Below are 19,403 nucleotides of genomic sequence, written 5' to 3'. Positions count from 1 at the left end.
GCGGCTTCACAATGCCATCTGCACGACCTTCACGATGACGAGGCCGATCGCGAGCAGCAGATAAGCGCGCAGCACGCCCATCCACATGCGCTTCGCCAGCGTCAGATTCGGCGGCGGCAATTCGTCGAGCGCGGGCATGCGCCAGGCGTTGCGCGCCTCTTTCGAATAGACCGGCGACGGTTCGGCCACGGGCTCGCCGCGCAGCTTGCGGATGCCGAGCGCCGCGCCATAACCGGTCACGGCGAGCAGCGTGCCGCCCACGAGCATTTCGATAATCGTTTTGCCGGCCATGTCCGGATAGATCACCGACGCGGTCAGGATGATCGACAGCATCACGAGTACCCAGACGACAGCGCCCGTAAACAGATTCAGCTTTTTCGAATTGGCCCACGGACCGAGCACCGCGCGGTCGTTGCAAAGCAGCAGCAGGAACACGGTCGCGCTCGGCAGCAGCACGCCGGCCAGCGTTTGCACCGCTTCAGTCAGAAGACCGAGCGGGCTGCCCGGAATCAGCACGAGCGCCGCGGCCGCCGCGACGATAACGAAGTACACGAGATAGAAGCCCTTCGCGTCCGAGACGCTGCGATGCAGCGAGTGACGGATCTTGAACACGTCGCCGATCGCATAGGCGGTGGATAGCGACACGGCCGCCGCGCCGATCACGCATGCGTCGAACAACGCGATCGCAAACAGCACCGCCGAGGTGCGTCCCGCGTATTTTTCGAGTCCCGCGATGACGCCGCCCGCGTCGGTGAAGTTGCCGAATTCGGGCCGGCCGTCGAACAGCGCCGCGCTGAACGAAATCATCGCCACCGCGCCGATCAGCACGAACACGATACCGATCCACAGGTCGGCCTTTTCGTAGTTCATGAAGCGCGGCGTGATGCGTTTGTCGATCACGTAACTCTGCTGGAAGAACAATTGCCACGGCGCGACCGTCGTGCCGACGATGCCGATCACGAGCAGCATCACGTCGGAGAGCTTCGAGTGGGCGGGCCAGTTCGGAATGAAGAAGTCACGCGCCATCTGGCTGACGGGCGGATGAATCGACACGAGCACCGGCACGAGCAGCAGGCTCAACACGCACAGCACGACCGCGAAGCGTTCGAAGCGGCGGAAGTCGCCCGTGCTGACGGCGGCCATCGTGAGGGCCGCGGCGATGCACACGCCCGCGATCTTCGAGACGCCGAAGAAGTCGAGCACGAACGTGATGCCGATAAACTCGGTCACGATGGTCAGCGCGTTGAGAATGAACAGATCGACGACGCTGAACGCCCCCCAGAACTTGCCGAAGCGCTCGAAGATGAGGCGCGCATGGCCGACGCCGGTGACCGCGCCGAGGCGTAGCACCATCTCCTGATTGACGTAGAGCACGGGTACGAGCAGCAGCATGGTCCACAGCAGCGTCGTGCCGTAGTTCTGACCTGCCTGGGTATAGGTGCCGAAGGCGCCGGCATCGTTGTCGCCGACCATCACGATGAGCCCCGGACCGAGGATCGCGAGCAGCGTGCGCACGCGCGCCCACCAGTTGGTGCGTGGCGCGACGTCATGATGCGCGATCGTGCCGAGCGCGCCCTTGATGTCGCCGACGTGCGCCGAATCGAGCACGGCGCTGCGGGCGGAGGAAAGGTTGGTGGGCGTGGACATGACGTTCTTCCCTGGTTGTGTTTATAGACGGCGACATGCGTGCTCCGGCATACGCAAGGACATGGGCAGCGTGCGAGTCGAGTGCTGGCTGAGCCGCTTGCGTATGACGGAAGAATCGCGAAACGCTACGAAAGATGAAGAACGCGTGCTTTCAGACGGCGCCAGAATGGCACGAAAGCATGTGTTTCGCGGACGTGCAGCATGAGCAGGCTGTCGTAATGGACGCGCGACTCCTGTACGTGCGGGAGCCGCGAGAGAAGGAGGCCGAATTGCATGATATTTCTCCGTGCGTTGCATGCAACGCGCTGGGCGGAAAGCCAGCAGACACGGAGGCCGCGCGTATCGACGCGGCGGTGGCGGTCTACTCGCTTTCCTCAGTTAAAAGAAGCGGTAAGCGGCATAAGGGATAACTGTCACTGTCTGTCATGGCGGCTCCTTGCTGGCTGGTTTCTCTCTGCCATCGCGGCGCGCATTCGGGACGCGCGCCCGCGACAGGCGTGTTTATTCTCGCGTCCGTGCGCGTTCCGTCGAACTGACGAAACGCGTGCGAACACGCACGCGAGCCTGATGCTCGCGATACAAAGCCGCGTCAGCGTATGGACGCGATCAGACGCGTCGATCCGTATGGCGCGGATATAACATTAACCAGGGTGCACGGGGAGTTGCTGCGACGCGCACCGTCTGCCTGCTGGCAAGACGGCGGCTAGGAAAGGAAGCGCGGACGTCCTGCCGTTCAGGCAGCGAATCTGTTCGAAAGTCGACTACTGCAGGTGTCCAAGGCACGAGCCTCACTAGTGAATATTCTTGAATTCTAGGGGGCGTATTTGGGCAAGGTCAATCGGTTTCTTAAGCAGAGCAGAAAAAAGTGTGCTGCGAGCAACGCAGTGCTTTCGGATTGAAAGACCGGATGAGAACCGGAGGATTTCAGCGAAGCGGATCGTGCCCGCGTTGACCGGTGCGAAGGAAGGCGGCTGCGCGATTGACGCGGAAGGGACAAAGCAGAGGGAGTCAGGCAGAGGAAGTAAAGCGGAGACATTCGGCGCTCACGAAGGCGGCATCGGTTTCATCCGACCGATGCCGTCTCGTTCGACTCAATGACCCGAGCCGCGCCTCGTTCGCACGGTCAGTCGGTTCGACACCGCTCTCACGCCTTGAACCGATCTTGCGGCGCTACCGGCCCGTTCGATCTGCGAGCGCTGCGGCACCGAGCCGGTCAATGTCACGAAGGCATGACGCGACTCGACGTGAATGCTCGCTGAATTCAATCCCGGTGTGCGCGTGAAGGCGCGGCGAACGTCGCGGACCAACTGGGTATCCGATCTGTTTCGACGTGGAGCTGGAGCCGCCACCCCCGGCCGGCTTTGCATCGGCATGTTTTGCGCCGACATGTCGCCCGGTGTGCCGCCGGGCGTTTGCGCGTTCGCATAGGTCACGCAAGTCGCGAAGGCCATCGCGAACATCGCGCCGAGTATTCTGCTCGCACCGTTTGTTTTCATTCTTCCTCCTTTGCCGGTTTGTCAGGAACTGCTGTTCGAGCCGCATGCTGTCAATGGGGAAGAGGCGGCGCCACGCGCTGCCGCCTCGAGACGAGTGTTCGACCGTCTCGTCCGATTATATGCCGCGACGACTGTGCGAATAAGGCATCGACGGGGGGGTTATGCGGCCGTGCCGGTTGCCCTGCTCGCGGCGCGATCCGCGCTGCATGACCGACAGGTGAGAAGATTCGGGAGCTGGCGCGGTGAGAATCGGCGCACCTGTACGCGCACTGCAAATCTGAAGGTGAGGGTTTTCGGGGAACGTCCGCGCATGGTTCCCGGCCAGCGCTCGAACCCGCCGAATACACGAATAAACCGCACGGCAAGATGATTCCGGCAGCACACGTATCGCGGCTGTCACGCTCAAAGGTGAGGATATTCAGGAGCCGAGTGATACGAAGCGGCTATGCATGCCTTGCAAATGCGTAATCCGCTCGGGAAAAACAGCCTGTGCTAAGGCGCGTGCGTCACGTAACCCGTTGAATGTCCAGGCGATATTGCCTCGGCCTTTATCAAAGGTGAGGGTTTTCGGGAATGGCGTATGCCGTGCGTGGCGCACTGGCCGTGAGCCTGCATTTATCCCGCTACGGCCCTCAAGGTGAGCGTTTTCGGGAGCAACGGCGGGGACTATTTGCGTCGATCCGCTGCTGCTCCGTGCTAAAGGTGAGAATTTTCGGGAGCGTCGATGCTGCCGATTGCTGCCCGTTACTGCCGAGTGCGGCCATGGCAACCGCTGCACCGACTACGCCTGCTTCACGATCTCGCGAATATCCGCGACCGGCGTTTGACCGAATGCATCGCTGAGCGCGTAGTCGATCAACTGCGTCGCGCATTGCTCGGGCGTCGACAGTTGGCCGTTGCGTTTAAGGTCTTCGAAACGCGCGCGCATCGGGAACTGTTCTTCGCCGCTGCCGCGAATCTGCGCCTGCATGTCCGTATCGATCACGCCCGGCGCGAGACTGCAGATGCGCAGCGCGCGATTCGCGTCGAGTGCAACGGCGCGCGCGTGATGATCGAGCGCGGCCTTCGTCGCGCAGTAGATGCTCCAGCCCGGATACGCATTGCGCGCCGCGCCGCTCGAAATATGCACGATGCGCCGGTCGCTCGCCTCGACGGCCGCGGCGGCGAGCGCGCTCGCGAGCATCAGCGGCGTGGCGATGTTGAGGTTCACCGCGTCCGCAATGCTGGCCGGGTCCTGTCCTTCGATCGGACCGATCGGCTGCACCATGCCCGCGTTATTGATGAGCAGCACCGTTTGCGCGCCGCTCGCGAAGCGGCGCAATGCGTCGGTGGCGAGCCATTGCGCGACGCGCGCGGGGTCGGCCAGCGGCAGTTCGATCTCTTCGAGCTGCGCGGCGAATCGCGCTTTCAGCGCGGCGTGCCGCGAGCGCGACAGACCCAGCACCGCGACGCCGCGCGCGAGCAGTTGTTCGGCGAGCGCCGCGCCGAGGCCGCGCGTATGGCCGGTGACGATCGCGCGAATCGGAGAAGAGGAAGTCATGTCGTTCCTTGTGATCGTTGGCTTGCAGAGTCGCCGATTTTCTCACGTCGCCTTCACGACGAACGGAAACGCTCGCGATACTGCATCGGGGTTACGCCAAGCCGCTTCGCAAACACGATGCGCATGCGGTCGGCGGTGCCGAAGCCGCAATCGTAGGCGATCGCCTTGAGTGCCGCGCCGCTGCTTTCGAGCAGTTTGCGCGCGGCATCGACGCGCGCGCGTTCGACGAATTCATGCGGCGTCACGCCGGTTTCCTGCACGAACACGCGCGCGAAGTTGCGCGCGCTCATGCCGGCGACGTCGGCGAGCTGCCTGACCGTAAAGCTCTCGCGGATGCGCGCCATCACGTGCGCCTGGACTTTCGCGGCGGGCGAGGTGTCGTCGGCGGGCGCGGTCAGGTAGGGGCTGAATTGCGACTGGCCGCCCTGGCGCTGCGCGAATACGACGAGCCGCTTGGCGACCGCGAGCGCCGTGTGCGGACCGTGATCCTCGGCCACCAGCGCGAGCGACAGGTCGATGCCGGCCGTCACGCCCGCCGACGTCACGAGCGGTCCGTCGCGCAGATAGATGCGATCGAAGTCGACATGCGCGCGCGGAAACCGCGCGGCCAGTTGCGCCGCATGCTGCCAGTGCGTCGTGACGTTGCGCGCGTCGAGCAGCCCGGCGTGACCGAGCGCGAAGGCACCGGTGCAGATCGAGCCGTAGTGCCCGCAGCGTGTCGCGACGTTCGCGAGCCAGTCGAGCAGCCGCGCGTCGGCCACGTCGTTGTCGGGCAGCGCGGGACCGCCCGCGACCAGCGCGAGATCGAACGGCTCGCGCGCCTCATCGAACGTTGCATCGGCGCTCAGCGTCATGCCGTTCGACGCGCGCAGCGGCGCGGCATCGGCGGCCAGCAGCTTCACTTCGTAGTGCTCGCGTGGCGCGATGAAGCGGTTCGCTTCGGAAAACACGTCGACGGGGCCGGCGACGTCGAGCGCCTGCACGCCGGGGAAGATCGCGATCGCGACGGTGGGCATCGAAAGACTTCCTGGGTGGATGAGCGGAATCCGCGCGCGGCGGCAGGCCAGCATAGCAAACGCGCCTTGACGCTGCACCGCGCGCCGCGTTGATTCCCATTCCTGCCGTCCGTCGGCGATCGGCGCGAGGTTGCACGACATGGAGCTCGTCTTGCCCTGTGGTCGCGAGCACGAGCGCTTCGAAGCGGACGGCGCAAACGCGGCAGTGCGATAAAGTTCGATAGACTGTACGGCGTCATCTTCGAGCGGGACGAATCGCATTCCCCGCGCCGCGCCATGGTCATCAAAAACCTTCTCCGCAAGCTCGATCTCACCACGCTTCAGCTGTTCCTTGCCGTCTTCGAGGAAGGCACGCTCACGCGAGCCGCCGAGCGCGAGGCGATTGCCGTGTCGGCCGCGAGCAAGCGTCTGCTCGAACTCGAACAGGCGGTCGGCGCGACGCTGTTTCAGCGCAACGCGCGCGGCATGACGTTGACGCCGGCCGGCGAAACGCTGCTGCATCACGCGCGCCGCGTGATGCGCGACATCGAGAACATCGGCATCGAACTGGCCGGCCATGCGAGCGGCGTGCGCGGCTACGTGCGGATGATGGCGAACCTGTCGGCGATCGTCGAATTTCTGCCCGAGGATCTGCGCGCGTTCCAGTTGCAGCACGAGCGCGTCAAGCTCGATCTCGAGGAGCGGCCGAGCGGCGGCGTCGTCAAGGCCGTCGACGACAGCCTCGCCGATCTCGGCATCTGTTCCGGCGACGCCGACACGCGCGAGCTGCACGTCGAGCACTACCGGCGCGATTCGCTCGTGATCGTGATGCGCGACGATCATTCGCTCGCCTCGCGCGCGAGCATCGGCTTCGCCGAAACGCTCGACGGCGATCACGTCGGTCTGCATTCCGCGAGTTCGATCAACGCGCGCACGCACCTCGCCGCGCACCAGGCCGGCAAGCCGCTGCGGCTACGCATCCACGTGCCGGGTTTCGACGCGGTGTGCCGGATGGTGCAGGCCGGCATGGGCGTCGGCGTGCTGCCGCGCAAGGTGTGTCAGCTGATGGGCCGGCCGCTCGGCCTCGTCGGCGTGCCGCTTGAAGACGACTGGGCCGAGCGCAGCCTCGTGATCGTGGCGCGCGACCTCGAGGCGCTTTCGCCGGTGGGCCGGCTGCTGTTCGATCATCTGCGCACAGTCGAGGCGTTGGAAGAGGCGGGCGATTCCGCGACCGCCGGCGCATCGGGCGCATCCGCGACGCCTGCCGCCACCGTCACCACCCCGCCCGCCAAACACCGCCGCTGAGCGTTCGTCGTTCGCGAACGGTCCTTGGCGAATTGCGGTTGGACCCACCGCCGCACCGCTTCTAAGCTGTCTCCCAACACCAAACCAACTCCGGAGACTGCACCATGGCTGGACCCCTTCAGGGTATTCGCGTCGTCGAGATCGGAACGCTCATTGCCGCGCCGTTTGCCGCGCGCCTCATGGCCGAGTTCGGCGCCGAAGTCATCAAGATCGAAGCGCCCCAAACCGGCGATCCCCTTCGCAAATGGCGCAAGCTCCATGAAGGCACCTCGCTCTGGTGGTATCTGCAGTCGCGCAACAAGAAATCCGTCTGCGTGAATCTGAAATCGGCCGATGGCATCGAGGTCGTCAAGCGCCTCGCCGCCGATGCCGACGTCGTAATCGAAAACCTGCGCCCCGGCGCGCTCGAAAAGCTCGGCCTCGGCTGGGACGTGCTGCACGCGCTCAATCCGAAACTGACGATGGTGCGCATCTCCGGCTACGGCCAGTCCGGCCCGTATCGCGACCGGCCGGGCTTCGGCGCGATCGGCGAGGCGATGGGCGGCATCCGCTACACGACCGGCGAAGTGGACGGCGCGCCGGCGCGCGTCGGCGTGAGTCTCGGCGACTCGCTCGCGTCGCTGCACGGCGTGATCGGCGCGCTGATGTCGCTGCTGCGCGTGAAGACGGGACAGGGCGAAGGCCAGGTGGTCGACGTGTCGCTCGTCGAGAGCGTGTTCAATCTGATGGAAAGCCTCGTGCCCGAATACGACCTGCTCGGCCACGTGCGCGAGCGCAGCGGCGGCGCGCTGCCGGGCATCGCGCCGTCGAACACGTATCGCACGCAAGACGACGGCTATGTCGTGATCGCGGGCAACAGCGATCCGATCTTCAAGCGCCTCATGCATCTGATCGGCCGCGCCGATCTCGCCGACGATCCCGCGCTCGCCTACAACGACGGCCGCGCGAAGCAGGCCGCGATGCTCGATCAGGCGATTACCGCATGGACCTCGCAGCACACGACCGAAGACGTGCTGGCCGCGCTCGAACGTGCCGAAGTGCCGTCGGGGCGCATCTATTCGGTGGCCGACATCGTGGCCGATCCGCACTACCAGGCGCGCGAGATGCTGCTGCAGGCGCAATTGCCGGGCGGCGCGTCGGTAAAGATGCCGGGCATCGTGCCGAAGCTCTCGGACACTCCGGGCGAAGTGCGCTGGCAAGGTCCCGCGCTCGGCGAGCATACCGGCAGCGTGCTGAGCGACCTCGGCTTTGAAAACGACGACATCGAGCGGCTGCGCCGCGAAGGAGCCGTGCAATGAGCGCCGCCATCTACTCCACCGCCGACACTGCCTCGCTCGACAAACTGATCGTGCAGGAAGTCGCGCCGCGCGACGGTCTGCAGATCGAGCCCACCTGGGTCGACACGCCGGACAAGATCGCGCTGATCAATGCGCTGTCCACATGCGGCTTCACGCGCATTGAGGGAGGCTCGTTCGTCTCGCCGAAAGCGATTCCGGCGCTGCGCGACGGCGAGGCCGTATTCCAGCAGATCGAGCGACAGCCCGGCGTGATCTACGTCGCGCTGATTCCGAACCTGAAGGGCGCCGAGCGCGCGCTGTCCGCGCGCGCCGACGAGCTGAACCTCGTCATGTCGGCGAGTCAGACCCACAACCGCGCGAACATGCGCATGAGCTGCGAGTCGTCGCTCGCCGCGTTCGGCGACATCGTGCGCCACGTCAAGGGCTTGGGCGTGCTGCTCAACGCGACGGTGGCGACCGCGTTCGGCTGTCCGTTCGAAGGCCGCATCGACGAAGACCGCGTGGTCGGCATCGTCGATACGTATCGCGAGATGGGCATCGAAGGCATCACGCTCGCCGACACGACCGGCATGGCGAATCCGCGCCAGGTCGCGCGGCTCGTCGCGCGCGTGCTCGAACGCGTGCCGGCCTCGGCGCTCACGCTGCATTTTCACAACACGCGCGGCTTGGGCCTCACCAACGTGCTGGCCGCCTACGAAGCCGGCGCGCGCCGTTTCGACGCCGCGCTCGGCGGCCTCGGCGGCTGTCCGTTCGCGCCGGGCGCGTCCGGCAACATCTGCACGGAAGACCTCGTCAACCTGTGCGACGAAGTGGGGATTCCGACCGGGATCGATCTGGAGAAGCTGCTGGTGCTGTCGCGCGGCTTGCCGGCGCTGCTCGGCCACGACGTGCCGGGGCAACTCGCCAAGGCGGGCCGCAATTGCGACCTGCATCCGGTGCCCGAATACGTGCGGCAGATCTGACCGGCCACACGGCAACCATCATCGACCATCAACCATCAAGCGACCGGACGGCGGCGCCGAATCCGGCATTGGAGACAAGCATGAGTGACCTGGGCGTAGCGGCGGACAGTAGCCGCACAGGCAGCGACGATCTCGCGGCCATCATCCGTAAAGTCGCGTGGCGGCTGATGCCGCTCATCATGATCTGCTACCTGTTCGCGTTCTTCGACCGCATCAACATCAGCTTCGCGAAGTTCCAGTTGCAGAGCGATCTCGGTCTGTCCGACACCGCATACGGCCTCGGCGCGAGTCTGTTCGTGATCGGCTATGTGTTGTTCGAAGTCCCGAGCAACCTGTTCCTCTACAAGGTCGGCGCGCGGCGCTGGATCGCGCGGATCATGATTTCGTGGGGTCTCGCGACCGCCGCGATGGTGTTCGTCAACAACGAATGGCAGTTCTACGGATTGCGCTTCGTGATCGGCGCGATGGAAGCGGGCTTCGCGCCCGGCGTGCTGTACTACCTGACGCTGTGGTTTCCGACCGCCTATCGCGGCCGCATCACGTCGATGCTGTTTCTCGCCTCGGCGTTTTCGGGGCTCGTCGGCGCGCCGCTCGCGGGGCTCGTGATCGGCCATCTGGACGGCGCGCTCGGCATGCCGGGCTGGCACTGGCTGTTCCTGCTCGGCGGCATGCCGTGCATCGTGCTCGGCGTGCTGGTGCTGCTGCTGCTGAAGGATCGCATCGAGGACGCGGGCTGGCTGTCGGCCACGGAAAAGACCGTGCTCTCCGCGCAGATCGCGCAGCAGAGCCGTCATCCGGCAAGCGGCCATTCGCTGATGGGCGCGCTCAAAACGCCGGGCTTTCTGACGCTCGGGCTCGTGTACTTCCTGATCCAGATCGCCTCGTACGGATTGAATTTCTGGGCGCCGCACCTGATTCACGTGGCGGGCACGAAGAACCCGACCGTGGTCGGCCTGCTGACGGCGGTGCCGTATGTGTGCGGTGCGATCTGCATGGTCGTGGTGGGGCGTCTGTCCGATGCGAGCGGCGAGCGGCGCAAGTTCGTGTTCGGGCTGCTGCTGATGTCGGCAATCGGCTTCTTTGCGGCGGGCTACTTCGACAAGCAGACCGCGTTGCTGGTCGTCGCGCTCGCGGTGATGGGCGCGGGCGTGGTGGCGTCGATCCCGGCGTTCTGGGCGCTGCCGCCGAAGCTGCTCGCGGGAGCCGGCGCCGCCGGCGGGATCGCGCTGATCAACACGCTCGGCCAGTTGGGCGGGATCGTGAGCCCGGTGATGGTCGGCCGCGTGAAGGATCTGACCGGCAGCACGACGCCGGCCTTGTACGTGATCGGTGTGCTGAGCGTCGTGTGCGCGCTGATCGTGCAGTATGGCCTGCCGGAGTCGCTGCGGCGCCGGGAAACCGAAACCGCGCAGGGATGATGGCGCGGACGGGACGGTGGGCTGCGTCGGACGATGCGCCCCGGCCCGCCGCCCCGTTGCCTGCTGCCGAACCTGAGAGAGATACGCCTGCTGCGTCAATCACTTGGCAGGACTATGCGCAGGTTGTCCACAAGCTTGTTCCCAAAATATGTGGACAACTCCATGTCGAGGACGATGGGCGTTGTATGGTGTCCCTGGCAAAGCGGTCGGGCCGTGCGGTTTGCCGGGCGGCGGCGCAGGCTGCCTACGCGTGAACCGCAAGCGGATAATGCCGCTGCGTCAATGACTTGGATGGCCTATGAGAAGGTTGTCCACAGCCTTGCCAACATTTTACGTGGACAAGTTTCCACATCGGCTTTAGCTCAGCGATCCTCAATATCGGGTATGGGCTTCGCGTTTCCCACCTCAATTCCCGCCGCCGCCCGGGCTCATCCTTCAATTACCCGCCCATCACCTGCCGATACACGCTCGGCGTCACCCCCGCGCTCTCGCGGAAGCGATGGCTGAAGTGGCTCGCGTTCGCATAGCCGCACTGCTCGGCGATTCGCGCGAGCGGCAGCGCGGTCGTGTGCAATAGCGTGCGCGCGCGTTCGAGCCGCTGCTGCGCGATCCACGCGGCGGGCGGCAGACCGAACGACTCGCGGAACATGCGCGCCAGGTGGAATTCCGAGAGCGCTGCGACTTCCGATAGCTCGCCGAGCGTAAGCGGCTGCGCCAGATGGCTGTCGATATAGTCGCGCAGCCGCCGGCGCGTCGCGACCGACAGCCCGCCCTTCGGCGAGACGCCGGTGCGCCGCACGCCTTGTCCGCGCAACAGCAGGCTCAGCGCCTCATGCGCGGCTTCGTTGGTGCGCAGCAGGCCGTCGGGGCTTGACCAGTCCTCGTTGACGAGCGACTGGCACAGCGTCGAGAGATGCGGGTCCTCGAAATAGGTGCGATCGGCGAGCGTCAGTTCGCGCGGCTCGCGGTCGAGTTCCTGCACCGCGCGCCGCGTGAAGTGCTCGGGCAGGAAGTACAGGTGCATGAAATGCATGTGGCCGCGCACCCACCAGCGCGATTCGTGATCGCCGGGCAGCGCGCACAGCCGCGACGGCGCGCCGTAGTGGCCCGGCATTTTCTGGCGCTCGGTGCGGTAGCCGCCGTCGAGATAGCACGACAGCGTGTGATGGCCCGGCCGCTCGTAGACGGTTTCGGCCTCTTTTGTGTTGCGTGTCCAGAGCGCGATCGCGAGTCCGTCGCCGAGCCATGCGAAGCGGTCCAGATTCGCGTTGGCGCTGGCGAGCGTATGACAGACCGACTGCAGACCGAACGGCGTGCCGGCAGCGGAGATCTCGGGGATGGACGGGCTGGCGTTCACGGCGGCGAGCGGACGATGGGCGGCGAGTAGTGGATGGCTGAGCGGCCAGTATACGGCGAGCCTCGCGAGGCCGCCCAGCGCCGCGAAAATGTGCGCAATCCTAGACAAGTCCGGATGGCGGCGCGGCGGCATAGTCGGGTTTCCGTCATCGCGGCTTACCGTGGCTTGCCGCGTGCCATGGCCGACCACGGATTGCCGACCCGGGCTCCATCATGAATCTGCTGCTCTATGTTTCGACCGTGCTGATCTGGGGCACCACCTGGATCGCGATCAAATGGCAACTCGGCGAGGTGCCGCCGCCCGTGTCGATTGCGTGGCGCTTCTGGATCGCGGCGCTGCTGCTGTTCGCGCTGCTGCGCGTCATGCGCCGGCCGATCTGGCCGCCGCGCGCCGCGTGGCGCTATCTCGTCGCGCAGGGCCTCGCGCTGTTCTGCCTCAATTTCCTGTGCTTCTACTATGCCGAGCAGATCGTGCCGAGCGGTCTTGTCGCAGTCGTGTTTTCCACCGCGCCGCTGCTGAACTCGATCAACGGCCGGCTGTTCATGGGCCGTCCGCTGCAGCCGACGGCGATCGCGGGCGCGCTGCTCGGGCTCGTCGGCATCGTCTGTCTGTTCGTGCAGCAGATGGCCGGGCACCTCGGCGACCACACCGCGTGGCTCGGGCTCGGCGTCGCCTTGCTCGGCACGCTGTGCTTCTCGGCCGGCAACCTGTTGTCGAGCCGCATGCAATCGATGGGCCTGCATCCGTTCGCGACCAATAGCTGGGCGATGCTGATCGGCGCCGGCATCCTGACGATCGGCAGCGTATTCGCCGGCTACTCGTTCGCGCCCGATCTGTCGCCGCGCTATCTCGGCGCGCTCGCCTACCTCGCGGTGTTCGGCTCGGTGATCGGCTTCACGGCCTACCTGATGCTGGTCGGCCGCATGGGACCGGAGCGCGCCGCGTACTGCACGGTGCTGTTTCCGATTGTCGCGCTGGCGGCGTCGACGATTTTCGAGGGCTATCGCTGGTCCGCGCTCGCCGTGGTCGGACTGCTGCTCGTGGTGGCCGGCAACCTCGTCGCATTCGATCTGACGCGGCGCATTTTCGTGCGGCGTACGGTGACGGGGTCGTGAGCGGGGGGCTTCACCGTCACCGCTTAAGGTGAGGATGTTCGGGAACGGAAAAAGTCTCTGCATCGACACCAGGTGAGTGTTTCCGGGAGCCGGTTTTACCGGCTCCGATAACGGACGAATGCCGGGGACACGAATGGACGGCGGCGCACGATCGGTATATAACAACGTGACAGGTTCGTTCACCGATGCATCAACAGGAGCGATGTTTCATCATGACGCAAGACGTTTCTCCCAAGCCGCCTTCCGACGATCGTCCCGGGATGGAGCAGCTCGACGCGGCGCTCAGCCATGTCGATCAACAGGTATCGTCGGGCAACATCGCGTCGGGTGCGGCGAAGGGCATTGTGTATAGCCTGATCGAAACGCTCGGCGCGCTGGTCGGCGATCCCGATCTGCCGGAGCATGCTCGCTCGGGTTACGAAGGACTGCTGGAAGCCGCGCGCGAGTTGCGCGCGAAGCTCGAGCACTAAGGCGGATTGCCGGATGGGCCGTTGATGAGGCCTTGAAGCGGGCCTTTGAAGCGGATCGTTGAAGCGTCCATCTGCCTTGGCGCCTCACGAGCGCTGTCCACGATAAAAAAGCGCACGGTGTCATTCACCGTGCGCTTTTTTTCATGTCTGCTCAGCGGCCTGACCGCCGGGTAGCCTGACCCGTTACCCGAGGCGGGCGGCCGCCAGCACTTCGCGCTTGGTTTCGAGAATGTGCTGTTCGAGCAGCGTCACGACCTCGTCGACGGCGCGCCGCTTGCACGCGTCGAGAATGCGGTAGTGGTCGTGCTGCACGTCGTCCTTTTGCGTATCCAGCGACATCCGCAGATGCGGATAGCGATTCGTCGTGCTCAGGCAATACTCCTCGATCATCTTCTTGAGCCGCTCGTTATTCGACGGCGCGCACAGCGCCAGATGGAATTGCCGGTTGCACTCCGCCCATTCGGCCGGGGTCGTGGCGATGTCGTACGAGGCGAGGATGCGCTTCATCAGCTCGATGTCGGCGGACACCATGTTGGGCACCGCGAGCTTCGCCGCATAACTTTCGAGCGCGGCGCGAATGTCGAGCAGCTCGCAAATCTCGCTCGTCGACATCGCGATCACCACCGCGCCGCGATTCAGCTGATAACTGACCAACCCTTCCGCTTCGAGTTGCCGCAACGCTTCCCGCACCGGAATCCGGCTCGCGCCGAAGCGCTCCGCCAGATTTTCCTGGCGCAGTTGCGTACCGGGCGGCAACTGTCCCCGCAGGATTTCATCGCGCAGTTGATCCCGGATGGACTGCGGCAGCGATCGTTGCTCTGCCTTGGCCTGCACTGTCGTCATGGGTAAAAGCCGGTCGTGCGCCGACCGACGAAAAAAGTTGTCGTCAAAATTGTGGGTTGCTATGATTGTATCCAATCGGCGCATCTATGGATAAATATCACCAAGATGTGAATCCAATATGTCGTCACTACAAAGCTTGGAAAACCATGCCCGACGCACCCGGAGACAAGCAACCCATCTTAGCGTATTCACCCGGCTCGTCGGGGCGCGCGGGCCTTGTCCGCGTGCTCGCCGAGCACGACGCCTTCCTCTGTGAGCCGGAAAAACCGGCGACGTCCGCGGCGCTATTCACGCCGCCGCGTTTCAGATGAGCCCAAAGCAGTGCCCAACGGCTGACGGGCGCCGCGCGGATTACGCGCGGTGAGCCTTCTCGTGCCATTTCATAACGAAGACATAACGAAGACGAAGAGGAGCATCAGATGAGCATTAGCATGAAACACATCGCATCCGGCGTGGCCGCCAGCGTGCTCTGTTTGACCGGAGCGAGCGCGTTTGCGCAGCAGGCGCAGGACGTGAAGATCGGTTTCGCCGCGCCGTTGACCGGCGGGCAGGCGCACTACGGCGAGGATTTCCGCAGCGGCGTGACGCTGGCGCTCGAAGACTTCAATGCCACCAAGCCGGTGATCGGCGGCAAGCCGGTGCACTTCGTGCTCGATGCGGCCGACGACCAGGCCGACCCGCGCACCGGCACGACCGTCGCACAAAAGCTCGTGGACGACGGCGTTGCCGCCGTGATCGGCCACTTCAATTCCGGCACCAGCATTCCGGCGGCGCCGATCTACGCGAAGGCCGGCATTCCGGAACTCGCGACCGCCACCGCGCCGGCTTACACCGCGCAAGGGCTGCCGACCACCTTCCGCCTCGTCACGTCCGATGCGCAGCAAGGCGGCGTGCTCGGCAAATACGCGGTGGAAGACCTGAAGTTCAAGCGTTTCGCGATCGTCGACGATCGTACCGCGTACGGCCAGGGCGTGGCGGAAGAATTCGCCAAGGCGGTCAAGGCGGCGGGCGGCACCATCGTCGCGCAGGAGTTTACCAACGACAAAGCCGTCGATTTTCGCGCCATCCTGACCCACATCAAGCAGGCGGACGCGGACGCGATTTTCTACGGCGGCGCGGACACGCAAGCCGCGCCGCTCCTCAAGCAGATGCGTTCGCTGGCGATCAGGAGCACGCTGATCGGCCCAGACATGATTCACTCCGATGAACTGCTCAAGATTGCCGGTCCTGCGGCTGAAGGCGTGCTGGCGTCGTCGGGCGGCAGTCCGCTGGACCAGATGCCGGGCGGCAAGTCGTACGTCGACCGCTACAAGAAACGCTTCGGCACCGAGGTCCAGCTGTATTCGCCGTACGCGTACGACGGCACGATGGCCGTGCTCAACGCGATGAAGAAGGCCGACTCGGTCGATCCGCACAAGTATCTGCCGGTGCTGAAGGCAACGCAGATGAAGGGCGTGACGACCAACGAACTCGCCTATGACGATCACGGCGATCTGAAGTACGGCGGCGTGACCGTCTACAAGGTGAACAACGGCGCATGGGCGGCGCTGCAAACGGTCGGCACGAAATAACCGCTGCGGAACGATCCGTTAATCGTGTCGCTGGCGCTGTATCGCGGCGTTGGCGGTAACGAGGCGGTCGAATCCGGCGGTGAGACTTGGGCGGTGAAAATCGCGGCGCAAGGAAGCTTAAGGTTTCCTGAGGATCGTCCACCGGTTCGCGACCCGTGCCGCATGGCCCCGCATGCGGCGCGGCGTCGACTCCAGACCCCAGCGCGCGAAGCGCGTGCGATAAATCTCACGCGCCCAACGCCACCGCTTCCTCGCCGACCGCCGCCAGCAGTTGATGAATCTGCGCGACCACCGCCGCGCCTTCCCCCACCGCCGCCGCCACCCGTTTCGTCGACCCCGCGCGCGCGTCGCCGATCGCGTACACGCCCTTGACCGTGGTGGCGAGATCGCAGGCGGCGGCCGAGCCATCCGTGCCGACGCCGGTCAGCACGAAGCCCTTTTCGTCGAGCTGCACGCCGCAGGTGCGCAGCCATTCGGTGTTCGGGTCCGCGCCCGTGAAGAGGAACAGATGCCGCGTGTCGAGGCGGCTCACGCCATCGGGTAGCGGCCTTTTCAGCGCGACCGACACGAGTCCGTCCTCATCGCCGTCGAGCCGGCCGATTTCCGAATTCGGATGCACGAACACGTTCGGCAGCGAGCGGATACGGTCGATCAGGTAGCGCGACATCGTCGCCTCGAAACCGCTGCGGCGAATCAGCACGTGGACCTTGGCCGCGTGCGTCGCCAGATAGACGATCGCCTGGCCGGCCGAATTGCCGCCGCCCACGAGCACGACTTCCTGGCGCTTGCAGAGCTTCGCCTCGACCGGCGAGGCCCAGTAATAAACGCCGCGTCCGTCGAAGCGTTCGAGCCCTTCGAGCGCGGGCCGCCGGTACACCGCGCCGCTCGCGATCACGATCGCCCGCGCGCTGATATGGCCGCCGCACTTCAGTTCGAGCCGGTACGGCGACTGGCCGCACTGGAGTGCCTTCACGTTGACCGGAATCGCGACGTGCGCGCCGAACTTCTGCGCCTGCACGAAGGCGCGGCCCGCGAGCGCCTGGCCCGAGATGCCGGTCGGAAAGCCGAGGTAGTTTTCGATCCGTGAGCTGGCGCCCGCCTGGCCGCCCGGCGCGCGGCTGTCGAGCACGATCACCGAAAGCCCTTCGGAAGCCGCGTACACCGCGGCGGCGAGGCCCGCCGGCCCGGCGCCGACGATTGCCACGTCGTACACGTGCGAGTCGTCGAGATCGGGCAGGAGACCGAGGCAGGTCGCGAGTTCCGGCATGCTCGGATGACGCAGCACCGAGCCGTCCGGGCAGATCACGAGCGGCAGGTCCTCGCGCTGCGCGGCGAATTGCCCGATCAGACGCAACGCGTCTTCGTCGCGCTCGTCGATCACCGAATGCGGATGGCCGTTGCGCGACAGGAAGCCTTGCAGCATCACGAGCCGCGCGTCGTTGCTGTTGCCGATCAGGATCGGCCCGCCCGCGCCTTTTTCGATCAGCGAGACGCGCCGCAGGATCAGCGCACGCATGATGCGCTCGCCGAGTTCCGCCTCGGCGACGAGCAGCGCGCGCAGACGCTCGGGCGGGATCAGCAGCGCCTGCACCGAACCGAGCGCCATGCCGTTGACGAGCGCCGGCTTGCCCGACAGTTGTCCGACTTCGGCCAGAAAATGTCCCACGCCATGCTCGCCGATCACGACCTCGCGGCCGATGCCGTCGCGCTGATACAGCTTCACGCTCCCTTCGAGCAGCACGAACATGCCGGGGCCGGGCTGACCGGTCTCGAACAGCAGTTCGCCGGCCTGCCAGTGACCGGTCTCGCCGAAGCGGCGCAGCCGGTCGATTTCCGCGCAGGTGAGCGCGGGGAACATCTGGTGCATGCGTGTCGACAGCGACGAAAACGGCGCGTCGGCGACGACTCCCTGCTGTCCTCCCACCTCTTGAGTCGAAACGTCCTGAGTCGAAAGCATTGAACCGCTCCTTCGGTGTTCATTGAACGATTGAACGGAAGGCGAAGCGGCGCGCGGGCACGCGCGAGAGCCGCGCGCGCCGTGCTAGACGGCTTTGGGCGCGATGTCCTCGACCGCGACTTCCGTCTTCGGCGCGTCGGGCAACGCATCCACCGGCTCGCCCGAGTCGCGCCACGCTTCCATGCCGCCGCGCAGCGGCAGCACGTCGGAGAAACCGGCCGCGCTCAGTTGCTTCGCCATCCACGCCGCGGAAATCTCGTTCGGGCAGGAACAGTAGATCACCAGCTTCTGGTCGTGCGGATAATTGGCGACGATGTTCTCGAGATGCCGCTCGTCGGCGAATTGCGCGCCGGGAATCACGAACGGATCGAGCTTGCGTTTCTCGTCCGAACGGATGTCGAACACGACCGGCGCGTTGCCGGCCGCGAACAGCTTGCCGAGTTCGTTGACCTCGATGCGTCCCGACTCGAGCGTCGCGAGCAACTGGCGGCGCCGGATCCACCGGTATGCCGCGTACAACAGCAGCAGCGCCACGACGATGAGCGCCGCGGTGCGGCCGAGCCGGCCGGCGACCGCGAACAGCATGTCGATCTGCCGCGAGAACAGCGCACCGATGATGAGCCCGGTGCCCGACCACAGCGCCGCGCCGATGCCGTCGTAGCTGAGGAAGGTGCGGTAGCGCGTGCCCATGGCGCCCGCCATCGGAATCGACACGATCGACAGGCCCGGGACGAACTTCGCGATGGCCAGCACGCGCACGCCCCAGCGGCCGAAGAAGCGCTCGGTTTTCTTCACGCAGGTGTCCCGCGAAAGCGACAGCCGGCAGATCGTTTTCAGCGTATTGCCGCCGTAGATGCGGCCGGCGAGATACCACGCGCTGTCGCCGATCAGGGTGGCGAAGATCGACAGCACGAGAACGGGCATCAGTTGCGTGCCGACGGAGCCGGGGTGCATCGCCGCCATCGCGCCGAACAGCACGAGTGACGGCATGGCCGGCACCGGCAGCCCGAGTGCGGCGGCCAGCACGTTGACGAATACGAGCGCGGGGCCGTATTGCTCGACGAGGTCATGTAGCATCGGTTTACGTCCGTGGCCCTTGCGGGCGCGTCACGGTGAGGAGAGCAAAGGGGAATGCAAGGATTATGGACGCATTTTCGAGGCGTGCAAACGACCCGGACGCGTGCCCGTCATGCACAGGTCGAAACGCGGTCATGGCGCGCCGGGGGCTTGGCGCTCGCGTGCGGAAACGATCGTAAAAACGCGCGCGCGCAGGCATGCGGAAAAGTGTCTTCTATTAGCCGCCGCGGCGGAACAACGATGCGCGGTTTGGCGCTCGCGGACAGGGCAGGCGCGAACAATGCCGCCTACCCGCATCGGCCGCGGGCGCGCGATGCGGGCAACGCATGCGGCGCTCGTGTGCCGCATGCCG

The 19,403-nt window shown here is 65.4% G+C and carries 15 protein-coding genes; 7 read left to right on the top strand and 8 right to left on the bottom strand.

Going from position 1 to position 19,403, the window contains the following annotated elements:
• Positions 1-6: 6 nt before the first annotated feature.
• The 4 genes from F3J20_RS18135 to F3J20_RS18120 form a co-directional block, all read right to left on the bottom strand.
• A complete protein-coding gene (locus tag F3J20_RS18135) occupies positions 7-1,647 on the bottom strand; it encodes an NRAMP family divalent metal transporter (protein WP_167284113.1) in 1,641 nt (546 codons plus the stop codon).
• Between the two features lie 1,091 nt (positions 1,648-2,738).
• Positions 2,739-3,107 carry a BON domain-containing protein gene (locus F3J20_RS18130; RefSeq protein ID WP_345889898.1) on the bottom strand — a complete coding sequence of 123 codons (369 nt, stop codon included), beginning with the start codon at positions 3,105-3,107 and terminating at the stop codon, positions 2,739-2,741.
• Between the two features lie 817 nt (positions 3,108-3,924).
• Positions 3,925-4,683 carry an SDR family oxidoreductase gene (locus tag F3J20_RS18125; protein ID WP_167038959.1) on the bottom strand — a complete coding sequence of 253 codons (759 nt, stop codon included), beginning with the start codon at positions 4,681-4,683 and terminating at the stop codon, positions 3,925-3,927.
• A 53-nt stretch (positions 4,684-4,736) separates the two neighbouring features.
• Positions 4,737-5,699: a GlxA family transcriptional regulator gene (locus tag F3J20_RS18120; RefSeq protein ID WP_167284112.1), complete on the bottom strand. Its 963-nt coding sequence runs from the start codon at positions 5,697-5,699 to the stop codon at positions 4,737-4,739.
• Positions 5,700-5,975: 276 nt separating this feature from the next.
• Between F3J20_RS18120 and F3J20_RS18115 the strand changes: the two genes are divergently transcribed.
• The 4 genes from F3J20_RS18115 to F3J20_RS18100 all read left to right on the top strand — a co-directional run bounded on the left by F3J20_RS18115 (position 5,976) and on the right by F3J20_RS18100 (position 10,661).
• Positions 5,976-6,983: a LysR family transcriptional regulator gene (locus tag F3J20_RS18115; RefSeq protein WP_240162829.1), complete on the top strand. Its 1,008-nt coding sequence runs from the start codon at positions 5,976-5,978 to the stop codon at positions 6,981-6,983.
• A 104-nt stretch (positions 6,984-7,087) separates the two neighbouring features.
• Positions 7,088-8,281: a CaiB/BaiF CoA-transferase family protein gene (locus tag F3J20_RS18110; protein WP_167038965.1), complete on the top strand. Its 1,194-nt coding sequence runs from the start codon at positions 7,088-7,090 to the stop codon at positions 8,279-8,281.
• Positions 8,278-9,243, top strand: coding sequence for a hydroxymethylglutaryl-CoA lyase (locus F3J20_RS18105; protein WP_167284111.1), 966 nt, complete (start codon positions 8,278-8,280; stop codon positions 9,241-9,243). The genes F3J20_RS18110 and F3J20_RS18105 overlap by 4 nt, the downstream gene beginning before the upstream one ends.
• A gap of 80 nt (positions 9,244-9,323) precedes the next feature.
• Positions 9,324-10,661 carry an MFS transporter gene (locus F3J20_RS18100; RefSeq protein ID WP_167284110.1) on the top strand — a complete coding sequence of 446 codons (1,338 nt, stop codon included), beginning with the start codon at positions 9,324-9,326 and terminating at the stop codon, positions 10,659-10,661.
• 439 nt (positions 10,662-11,100) lie between these two features.
• Here F3J20_RS18100 and F3J20_RS18095 read toward each other — a convergent pair whose 3' ends face one another.
• The gene (locus F3J20_RS18095; RefSeq protein ID WP_345889899.1) at positions 11,101-12,018 is read right to left on the bottom strand and encodes an AraC family transcriptional regulator; all 918 of its coding nucleotides are present in this window, start codon (positions 12,016-12,018) and stop codon (positions 11,101-11,103) included.
• 212 nt (positions 12,019-12,230) lie between these two features.
• Between F3J20_RS18095 and F3J20_RS18090 the strand changes: the two genes are divergently transcribed.
• Both F3J20_RS18090 and F3J20_RS18085 read left to right on the top strand, forming a co-directional pair.
• A complete protein-coding gene (locus tag F3J20_RS18090; protein ID WP_167284108.1) occupies positions 12,231-13,133 on the top strand; it encodes an EamA family transporter in 903 nt (300 codons plus the stop codon).
• Positions 13,134-13,345: 212 nt separating this feature from the next.
• Positions 13,346-13,603 (top strand): hypothetical protein, encoded by a 258-nt coding sequence (locus tag F3J20_RS18085; RefSeq protein ID WP_167038975.1) that lies wholly within the window; start codon positions 13,346-13,348, stop codon positions 13,601-13,603.
• 183 nt (positions 13,604-13,786) lie between these two features.
• Here the strand turns inward: F3J20_RS18085 and F3J20_RS18080 are convergent, their stop codons facing one another.
• Positions 13,787-14,446, bottom strand: coding sequence for a GntR family transcriptional regulator (locus F3J20_RS18080; protein WP_167284107.1), 660 nt, complete (start codon positions 14,444-14,446; stop codon positions 13,787-13,789).
• 419 nt (positions 14,447-14,865) lie between these two features.
• Between F3J20_RS18080 and F3J20_RS18075 the strand changes: the two genes are divergently transcribed.
• Positions 14,866-16,017 (top strand): branched-chain amino acid ABC transporter substrate-binding protein, encoded by a 1,152-nt coding sequence (locus tag F3J20_RS18075; RefSeq protein ID WP_205299330.1) that lies wholly within the window; start codon positions 14,866-14,868, stop codon positions 16,015-16,017.
• A gap of 226 nt (positions 16,018-16,243) precedes the next feature.
• Here F3J20_RS18075 and F3J20_RS18070 read toward each other — a convergent pair whose 3' ends face one another.
• Positions 16,244-17,974 (bottom strand): cyclic nucleotide-binding domain-containing thioredoxin-disulfide reductase, encoded by a 1,731-nt coding sequence (locus F3J20_RS18070; RefSeq protein WP_167284105.1) that lies wholly within the window; start codon positions 17,972-17,974, stop codon positions 16,244-16,246.
• Positions 17,975-18,058: 84 nt separating this feature from the next.
• Positions 18,059-19,051, bottom strand: a complete 993-nt coding sequence (locus F3J20_RS18065; protein ID WP_167284104.1) for a DedA family protein/thiosulfate sulfurtransferase GlpE — start codon at positions 19,049-19,051, stop codon at positions 18,059-18,061.
• Between the last annotated feature and the right edge of the window lie 352 nt (positions 19,052-19,403).

The organism is Paraburkholderia sp. Cy-641, from assembly GCF_011752945.1.
Classification (GTDB): domain Bacteria; phylum Pseudomonadota; class Gammaproteobacteria; order Burkholderiales; family Burkholderiaceae; genus Paraburkholderia.
Note: the sequence above shows the minus strand (reverse complement) of the source record. Positions and strands in the feature narration are given on the sequence as shown.

Excerpts from the sequence above, each read along its gene's own strand:
- F3J20_RS18135 (WP_167284113.1), bottom strand. The coding sequence starts at position 1,647 with ATGTCCACGCCCACCAACCTTTCCTCCGCCCGCAGCGCCGTGCTCGAT.
- F3J20_RS18130 (WP_345889898.1), bottom strand. The coding sequence starts at position 3,107 with ATGTTCGCGATGGCCTTCGCGACTTGCGTGACCTATGCGAACGCGCAA.
- F3J20_RS18125 (WP_167038959.1), bottom strand. The coding sequence starts at position 4,683 with ATGACTTCCTCTTCTCCGATTCGCGCGATCGTCACCGGCCATACGCGC.
- F3J20_RS18120 (WP_167284112.1), bottom strand. The coding sequence starts at position 5,699 with ATGCCCACCGTCGCGATCGCGATCTTCCCCGGCGTGCAGGCGCTCGAC.
- F3J20_RS18115 (WP_240162829.1), top strand. The coding sequence starts at position 5,976 with ATGGTCATCAAAAACCTTCTCCGCAAGCTCGATCTCACCACGCTTCAG.
- F3J20_RS18110 (WP_167038965.1), top strand. The coding sequence starts at position 7,088 with ATGGCTGGACCCCTTCAGGGTATTCGCGTCGTCGAGATCGGAACGCTC.
- F3J20_RS18105 (WP_167284111.1), top strand. The coding sequence starts at position 8,278 with ATGAGCGCCGCCATCTACTCCACCGCCGACACTGCCTCGCTCGACAAA.
- F3J20_RS18100 (WP_167284110.1), top strand. The coding sequence starts at position 9,324 with ATGAGTGACCTGGGCGTAGCGGCGGACAGTAGCCGCACAGGCAGCGAC.
- F3J20_RS18090 (WP_167284108.1), top strand. The coding sequence starts at position 12,231 with ATGAATCTGCTGCTCTATGTTTCGACCGTGCTGATCTGGGGCACCACC.
- F3J20_RS18085 (WP_167038975.1), top strand. The coding sequence starts at position 13,346 with ATGACGCAAGACGTTTCTCCCAAGCCGCCTTCCGACGATCGTCCCGGG.
- F3J20_RS18080 (WP_167284107.1), bottom strand. The coding sequence starts at position 14,446 with ATGACGACAGTGCAGGCCAAGGCAGAGCAACGATCGCTGCCGCAGTCC.
- F3J20_RS18075 (WP_205299330.1), top strand. The coding sequence starts at position 14,866 with ATGAGCATTAGCATGAAACACATCGCATCCGGCGTGGCCGCCAGCGTG.
- F3J20_RS18070 (WP_167284105.1), bottom strand. The coding sequence starts at position 17,974 with ATGCTTTCGACTCAGGACGTTTCGACTCAAGAGGTGGGAGGACAGCAG.
- F3J20_RS18065 (WP_167284104.1), bottom strand. The coding sequence starts at position 19,051 with ATGCTACATGACCTCGTCGAGCAATACGGCCCCGCGCTCGTATTCGTC.